Here is a 6,965-nt window from a genome sequence, read left to right on the forward strand (position 1 = left end):
TTTCGACCAATCGTTGATTCGGCCCCACGGACACACGCGCATCCGGCTGCGGCTATTGCGCCGCAAGCCACGTGGGTGCGCTCAGGTGTGCGGCAAGAAAGTCCGCCAGCGCCGCGACCTTTGCGGGCCGTGCTCTTGCCGATGGCGTGACGAAATAGAGCCCGCCTCGCGTCAGATGCCAACCGCTCAGAATCACCTCCAGCCGTCCGTCGGCCAGATATTCGCTCGCCATGAAGTCGGGCAACTCGGCGATCGCGAGCCCGGCGAGCAGCGTCGGCAGCAGCGCGTCCGCGTTATTGACCCGCAAGGGGCCGGCCGGCGTGACGGCCTCCTCTTCGCCCGCATCGTTGGTAAAGCGCCAGACGTCGCTGCGCGCCCGGTACGCGTAGGAGAGGCACGGCCTCGCGGCAAGCTCGCGAGGATGAAGAGGCCGGCCGCAGCGTTGCAGATAGCCGGGCGTCGCCACCAGAAGCTGCGAGACGGCACACAGGCGCCGCGCCACCAGCGACGAATCGGGCAACGCGGCAATGCGCAGCGCGGCGTCGAAGCCTTGGGCGACGAGATCGACGGTTGCATCCGACAGGTGCAGATCGACCGACACCTCCGGATAGCGGCGCAAGAAGTCCGGCAAGAGCGGCGCCACCCAACGCACGCCGAACGACATCGGCACCGCGAGACGAATCAGCCCCCGCGGCTCTGCCGACATTTCGCGCGCGGCATTTTCGGCGTCTTCGGCGAGCCGGTACACGTCGCCGGCCTTCTCGCACACCGTGCGGCCGAACTCGGTCAACGCCAGCTGGCGCGACGTGCGGTTGAACAGCCTCGCGCCAAGACGCTCCTCGAACCGCGCCACCGCCCGCGAGACCGTCGGCACCGAGACCCCCATCGCACGCGCCGCGGCCGCGAACGAGCCCTCCTGCGCCACCTTCGCGAACATGGCGAGCCCTTCGAAGTCGGGAAGCTTGGCCATTTCATTTTTGCAACGATAGTTTTCTATCGATTCTATTTCGAAACGAGGCGGGCGTCGATATTCTCCTCACATCGCAGCACCAACCCGGTCAACGCGACTTGACAGCAAAGGAGCAACATCATGGCACGCAAGCTCGAAGGCAAAATCGCCCTGGTCACCGGCGCCACCAGCGGCATTGGACTCGCCACCGCAAAGCGCTTTGCAGCAGAAGGCGCGCACGTCTATATCACCGGCCGCCGGCAGGCGGAGCTCGATGCAGCGGTCGCCGCGGTCGGCAACGCCACGGGCGTACGCGTCGATTCGTCGAAGCTCGAACAGCTCGACGCGCTGTACGAACAGATTCGCGGCGAAAAGGGGCGTCTCGACGTGCTCTTCGCGAACGCCGGCGGCGGCTCGATGCTGCCGCTCGGCGAGATCACCGAGGCGCATTACGACGATACGTTCGAGCGCAATGTGAAGGGCACGCTCTTCACCGTGCAAAAGGCCTTGCCGCTGCTCGCCCAAGGCGCGTCCGTGATTCTCGCCGGCTCGACGACGACCATCGAGGGCACCGCCGCCTTCAGCGTCTATTCGGCGTCGAAAGCCGCGATCCGCGCCTTTGCGCGCAGCTGGATCCTCGATCTGAAGGATCGCCAGATCCGCGTGAACACGATCAGCCCGGGTGCGACGAGAACGCCCGGCCTCGTCGAACTGGCCGGCCCTGACACCGCGCAACAGCAAGGCCTGCTCGACTATCTCGCCTCGCGTATTCCGATGGGGCGGGTCGGCGAGCCGGAGGAAATCGCCGGCGCAGCGCTTTTCCTCGCCTCCGACGACGCGAGCTTCGTGAACGGCGCTGAGTTGTTCGTCGACGGCGGACAGGCTCAGGTCTGATCGCCGAAGCGCCGAGGGGCGGTCTTGCGGAATGAATGCACGCAAGGCCGCTCGTCGCGCACTGCAACGCACGCGCGTCGCAATTTGTTCGTCCTCTTCCTCCTTGTCGTTGCGAAATTTCGCAGGCTTTTGCGAACACCACACAGGCACCATGCTCCGTTCATTCTGGAGCCGTGCTCATTCGTCATGCCCTGCGCCGCCGTATTGGCCGCAATATTCCTGGCCAGCGTCTTTTTCTGCGCCTCGCCGTCCTGATGCGGTTGCCGGTCGTACACAGCCAGGCAAATTCCGGAGCAAGCCTGTCCCGCTGCCTGGACTTCGGGTTCTCATCTTCGTTCTACGTCCCGTAGGTTTTTCCCGCCTTTTCGTATCAGTTGTCGGATGGCATTAGACCAAGCATGTGTGCGCCGGACGCGAAGCCTCCATTTGCCATCAAAAGAAGCCGCATAGCAGGAGGCTGACCCACGACCAGGACGTTTCTCCAGATATAGTTGGCGGTATGATCGTCAGCGTGCAGACAAGCGCCAAAGCGGTCCGGAGCGGTCCAGATAAGGTTCCTTTTAGGCATGAATTCCATGAACGGAGACTGACAATGAATCTAGGGTTGTTTGTCCTTTTGATGATGGCACCGATCCTGATCTATGGCGGTTACATGACAAACCGGAGCCGTAAGCACGAGCGTGAACGGCGGCATCCTCGCGATCCGCGCTAGAAACGTTTCCAGGGATGGGATCTCCTATCCACATTCGTCAAGGCCGCACCTTCGGGTGCGGCCTTTCGTATTGGCGTTTTGCTACGTACGAAACCCTTAATTTGCCAGTTGCACTGGCCACAGCCCCCTTGATGCAGTCCGCATGTGCGTTGGTAATGTCGTCGATCAGATTTCGTGCGCTTTGCAGCGTACCGAAACCGCAACGGAGTGGATGACCCACGCCAACTTCATCGACGCGGACTGCCCGGACCGGTTCTTCCGACGCCGTCGGCGCCGTGGCCTGTCCTGCAGCCAACGGTCGTTTGACCCTGTTGGTCGAGCGTAGCAACGCGGAAGATTATTCGCGTCGTTGTGATCCAAGCGGTCACAGGTGGCGAATCCCGGTTGTTGAAGAGCGTCCCGCTCACCCGCATGAAGTCGCTGTCGTGCTCGCCAGCGTGGTCGATGGCGGCCGTCATCTGGCGCCTGCTCGATATCGACTGAAGAGTCGCACTTTCCTGAACCCTGATGGGCCGACACCCCATCGGGGAGATTGGCCTTTTTCATTTTGCGGGAGCCAACTTCAACTCCAGGAAAATGGAATTAGTTAGACCGGCTCGTTTTTCGTGAGATTGGAAAAAGGGACATCATGAGATCGCCCGGACTCAGATGGAAGTGCCGGCAGACGCAACTGCGGCTTTAAACATTGGAGCCACCGCCAACGACAGTAGCCGACCCAGCTTGTATGGAAACTGGTTTTTCGCAGCTATGCGAGCGATTGCCGATCAGGTCAATCTCGTTCGGCCCAGATAGCTTGCACCGATCGACCGTCGCGTGCGTAACAAAGCCCCTCAGGGCTTTAGCTTTCGATCATCTTTATAGCCTTCAATGTTCCCTGAACGCCGAGTATGTTCATGAGCCGCTTGAGGTTGTAAGCCAACACCTGAAGGCTCATCTCCGTACTCACCCGCCTGGGCGTCCTGGTCAGGAAGTGTGCGGGACCCATCCAGTGCTTGAGCGTGCCGAAGACATGCTCAACGGTACTTCTGCGGATGGTCATCGCATCGGGCTTCCGGTCGAGCCGACGCTGCATCACTTCAAGCGCATTCTCGTGCTTCCATCGCCGAGTTCGACGATAGTCAGACGGTGAACATCGTTCCTTGAGGTGGCAACGTGGGCACGCGCTGGGCCAGCAGACTCGCAGATTCAGGTCATGCTCGACAGTCGTGAATCGATGGATCGCCCGCTCGCCAGCAGGGCATCGATATGTGTCGCTTTTGGCTACGTAGATAAAGTCGGCCTTCGTAAACAGACCTTTTTTCCGGGGACGCCGACGTGAGCGGCTTGGGAACATACGCGCTGATGCCATTCAGATCACATGCCCTTATCTCCGGCCTGCTGAAGTAACCACGGTCCGCAACAACCTTCAGCTTCGATCTGCCCATCGCGCGCTTCGCGGATATCGCCATTTTGCTGAGTTGTCCATGGTCGTTGCCGACATTGGTTACTTCGTGTTCAACGATCAGATGATGCTTCGTATCAACTGCTGCCTGGACGTTGTAGCCCACTATGCCGGAGCCTCTTCCAGTCGTTGCCATCGAGCGCGCGTCCGGATCCGTCAGCGACAACTGCTTGTCCGGTTGCTCTTCCAGTGGCCTGCCGATCTGCTTGAGCTCACGCATCTGCTGGCGCAGCACGGCGATCTTCTCGTAAAGCCTGACTGTATTTACATCGAACCCGGTAGGACTGGTGCGGTGTGCACTTTCAATCAGATCGAGATATCGCTGCACGCTTTCCTCGATCTGCTTCTGACGCTTGTCGATCTTGCTTGCCGTGTAGTTCCTGTCGCGGGTGTTCGATGCCTTGAACTTGCTACCGTCGATAGCCACCATGTCACTGGATAGCAGCTTGAGCCCGCGACACAGTTCGACGAAACGCCGGCATACGTTGCGGATCGTCGCGCCGCTGTCACGGCGGAAGTCCGCGATCGTCTTGAAGTCCGGCGCGAGCCGTCCTGTCAGCCACATCAGCTCAACATTGCGTTGGCATTCGCGCTCAAGCCTCCGGCTCGACGGTACCCGGTTCAGATAGCCGTAGATGTATATCTTCAGCATCACGCCAGGATGGTAAGACGGCCGGCCCGTGAGAGCCGGTGTCGTACCGTTGAAACCGAGCTGTGGGAGATGAAGTTCGTCGACGAAGGCATCGATTACTCTCACCGGATTGTCCTGCCCGACGTAGTCATCGACACATTCGGGAAGTAGTGCGACCTGCTTGCGGTCATCGCCTTCAACGAATCGCTTCATGAGTCACCCGGTCTCAGCGCGTTGATTCAGTTTAGGCGATCATGCGTTTTCACACAGGCTGGCCCTGATCGGACAGTCAATGCGTCCGATAGCCGACATTCGGAATGTTGGCTAAGTCAACGCCCATTGCCAGTTGCCCGCGTAGTCTCGCTCCAAAGTTTCCTGTGACTGGAAGGTGAAGGCGAGCACTTGGACGATTTCTTCGGGGCATTCGTACGCACGAAACACAGCCTTGAATTCCTTCAGGAGCCCTTGGTCACCGGTAAGCCGGTCGCGCTCCGCATCCGTGCTTGTCTTGACGAGAAACCAAGGTTGGGTTGGCTCAAGGTCGAGCGCCGTTACGGCGCAATCTGCTACGTATTTCCGAGCCCGCGATCGTATCTCAGCTTCGGCGTATAAAGGGCCCTTGTTCTCGCGTAACCAGCAAGATCGTAAAGAACGGTTCCCAACCTGGTCGTCTTTCGACGATGCAAGAGCCGTTCGATTTGCGCAGGGTGCGCCTTTTCTTCTGCATTCAGAAGGTTAGTTAGCCTTTTCTCTCGACTCAACGTATCCATTATTTCACCGCCCTAGCTTCACAACGGTTGCCCCTTGATTGTTCACGCCTGTAACCAACTTGACTAGTTTTCCGTCGTTCCGCGCCGCGGCAATGATGTCCGCCGTTTGCATAGCAGCAGGGTCCCCGGTGTCTCGCAGGCGCTGGATCGCGCCTTTCACCCAATCGTCTGTCATCTGCGTCGGCAAGGAGTCGGAAGGACCATTTAGCTTGATCGACCCGTTCGCATTGAGCGGCTTGACCTCGTTGATTGGACTTGCCCCCGCATGACCGGACATGCGGTCACGCTTAGGTTGGTGAATTTGCTCGCTGGCGAAACTCGCGTGGCGAGCGGTATTTCAGGGCGCTGTGCGGATGCGACTCGTTGTAGTGGTCAAACGCGATGGCCAGGTTCTGCAACGCGGTTCTCGCGTCCGGTTTGGGCATCCACGAGACGTAGTCTCTCTTCATCGTTTTGACGAAGCTCTCGGCCATGCCGTTGCTCTGCGGACTTCTGACCGGCGTCGTGATGGGTTTCAGGCCCACTTTTTTCGAGAACGTCAGCGTGTCCTCGGCAATGTAGCAGGAACCGTTGTCGCTGAGCCATTCGATTTCGTTGTCGGCTTTCAGCGCACCATCGAAACGGTTTTCTACAGCCTGAAGCATCACTCGACTATGGCAAGACCCCCTCGCCAGTTCCGTTCATGCCTTGGATGCAGGTCGCCGACCTGTGCCTTCTACGTGCCGGATTCTCGCCGGGGCAGCGCACATGCATCGCTTTCGACTACCGCGACGATCGACTCCAATTTCCCCGGACTTCGAATAAACCGTTTGCCTCTCGACACCGACGCGCAACGTGAGCGCGTGTCCGCATCACGCTTAAACGACTTCACGAACTATTAGCCCGGCCGATGCCGGGCTCACCGAATAAAACAAATGGGCTATGTCCAGCTTGCATGCAGCCTGCGTAGGAACTCATTTGAATCCGATGCAACAGTGGTCCCGTCGCGACTGACTCGAATTTTGGCATTCGAGTAGGCCACCTGAGAGCCAGCAGGAAGACCTAGAAATGGAATTAGCCGCGAATTACCTAGAGCGGCCTCAAACAACGAGCAACGCTTGCCGTCCACGTTCGCATCTTCTGGCGCCACAAGCACCCAGCCAGAATCGTTTCCGCTAGGCTCCTGCCTTGCCATGACGAAACTACCGCCTGTGCCATAACTTGCCGACACCACTCCGGATTGCCTAAGCGAAGGGAAGTCCGGCTCAACACCAAGCTGAGCGCAGACTTCACGCTGAAGCAGAAGATGCCTCAACGTCTTATTGACTCCTCGAACCCAGTTAACCGGCATTGCGTCGAACCCCGGCTCCCAAACCTCTAGGTCACCGTCATGGTTGCCCTTCAACATGGACACCATCCATCCGATCTGAACCGTTTGGCCAGATTTAAACACTACGCCCCGACGCACTTCACTTTCAAAGAAACCAAGCAACCACTCTGTCCCTACGTCGAATTCGGGATCTACGGACACCACAATGTCGGGATGGCCATAGGCAGTCCGGAGGTTGGTTCGATAATCCGTCATGGCA

3 protein-coding genes and 2 pseudogenes are annotated in these 6,965 nt (G+C 59.0%); 1 reads left to right on the plus strand and 4 read right to left on the minus strand.

Annotated features, from left to right (window positions below):
• Window positions 1-52: 52 nt before the first annotated feature.
• A complete protein-coding gene (locus ACEN8U_RS27970) occupies window positions 53-970 on the minus strand; it encodes a LysR family transcriptional regulator (RefSeq protein WP_310105769.1) in 918 nt (305 codons plus the stop codon).
• A 120-nt stretch (window positions 971-1,090) separates the two neighbouring features.
• On the opposite strand from ACEN8U_RS27970, the gene ACEN8U_RS27975 reads away from it, so the two are divergent.
• Complete coding sequence (locus ACEN8U_RS27975; RefSeq protein ID WP_035481177.1) at window positions 1,091-1,843, plus strand: SDR family NAD(P)-dependent oxidoreductase; 753 nt, start codon at window positions 1,091-1,093, stop codon at window positions 1,841-1,843.
• A gap of 1,550 nt (window positions 1,844-3,393) precedes the next feature.
• Here the strand turns inward: ACEN8U_RS27975 and ACEN8U_RS27980 are convergent.
• The 3 genes and pseudogenes from ACEN8U_RS27980 to ACEN8U_RS27990 form a co-directional block, all read right to left on the minus strand.
• Window positions 3,394-4,840, minus strand: a pseudogene (locus tag ACEN8U_RS27980) (IS1182 family transposase).
• 844 nt (window positions 4,841-5,684) lie between these two features.
• Window positions 5,685-6,044: pseudogene (locus ACEN8U_RS27985) on the minus strand (integrase core domain-containing protein); the annotation flags it as partial.
• Between the two features lie 272 nt (window positions 6,045-6,316).
• The gene (locus ACEN8U_RS27990) at window positions 6,317-6,961 is read right to left on the minus strand and encodes a hypothetical protein (protein ID WP_310105766.1); all 645 of its coding nucleotides are present in this window, start codon (window positions 6,959-6,961) and stop codon (window positions 6,317-6,319) included.
• Between the last annotated feature and the right edge of the window lie 4 nt (window positions 6,962-6,965).

The sequence above is a fragment of the Paraburkholderia phenoliruptrix genome (assembly GCF_047325075.1).
Taxonomy (GTDB): domain Bacteria; phylum Pseudomonadota; class Gammaproteobacteria; order Burkholderiales; family Burkholderiaceae; genus Paraburkholderia; species Paraburkholderia phenoliruptrix.

Bases quoted from the DNA above. Each gene is read 5' to 3' on its own strand.
- ACEN8U_RS27970 (WP_310105769.1), bottom strand. From the start codon at position 970: ATGGCCAAGCTTCCCGACTTCGAAGGGCTCGCCATGTTCGCGAAGGTG.
- ACEN8U_RS27975 (WP_035481177.1), top strand. From the start codon at position 1,091: ATGGCACGCAAGCTCGAAGGCAAAATCGCCCTGGTCACCGGCGCCACC.
- ACEN8U_RS27990 (WP_310105766.1), bottom strand. From the start codon at position 6,961: ATGACGGATTATCGAACCAACCTCCGGACTGCCTATGGCCATCCCGAC.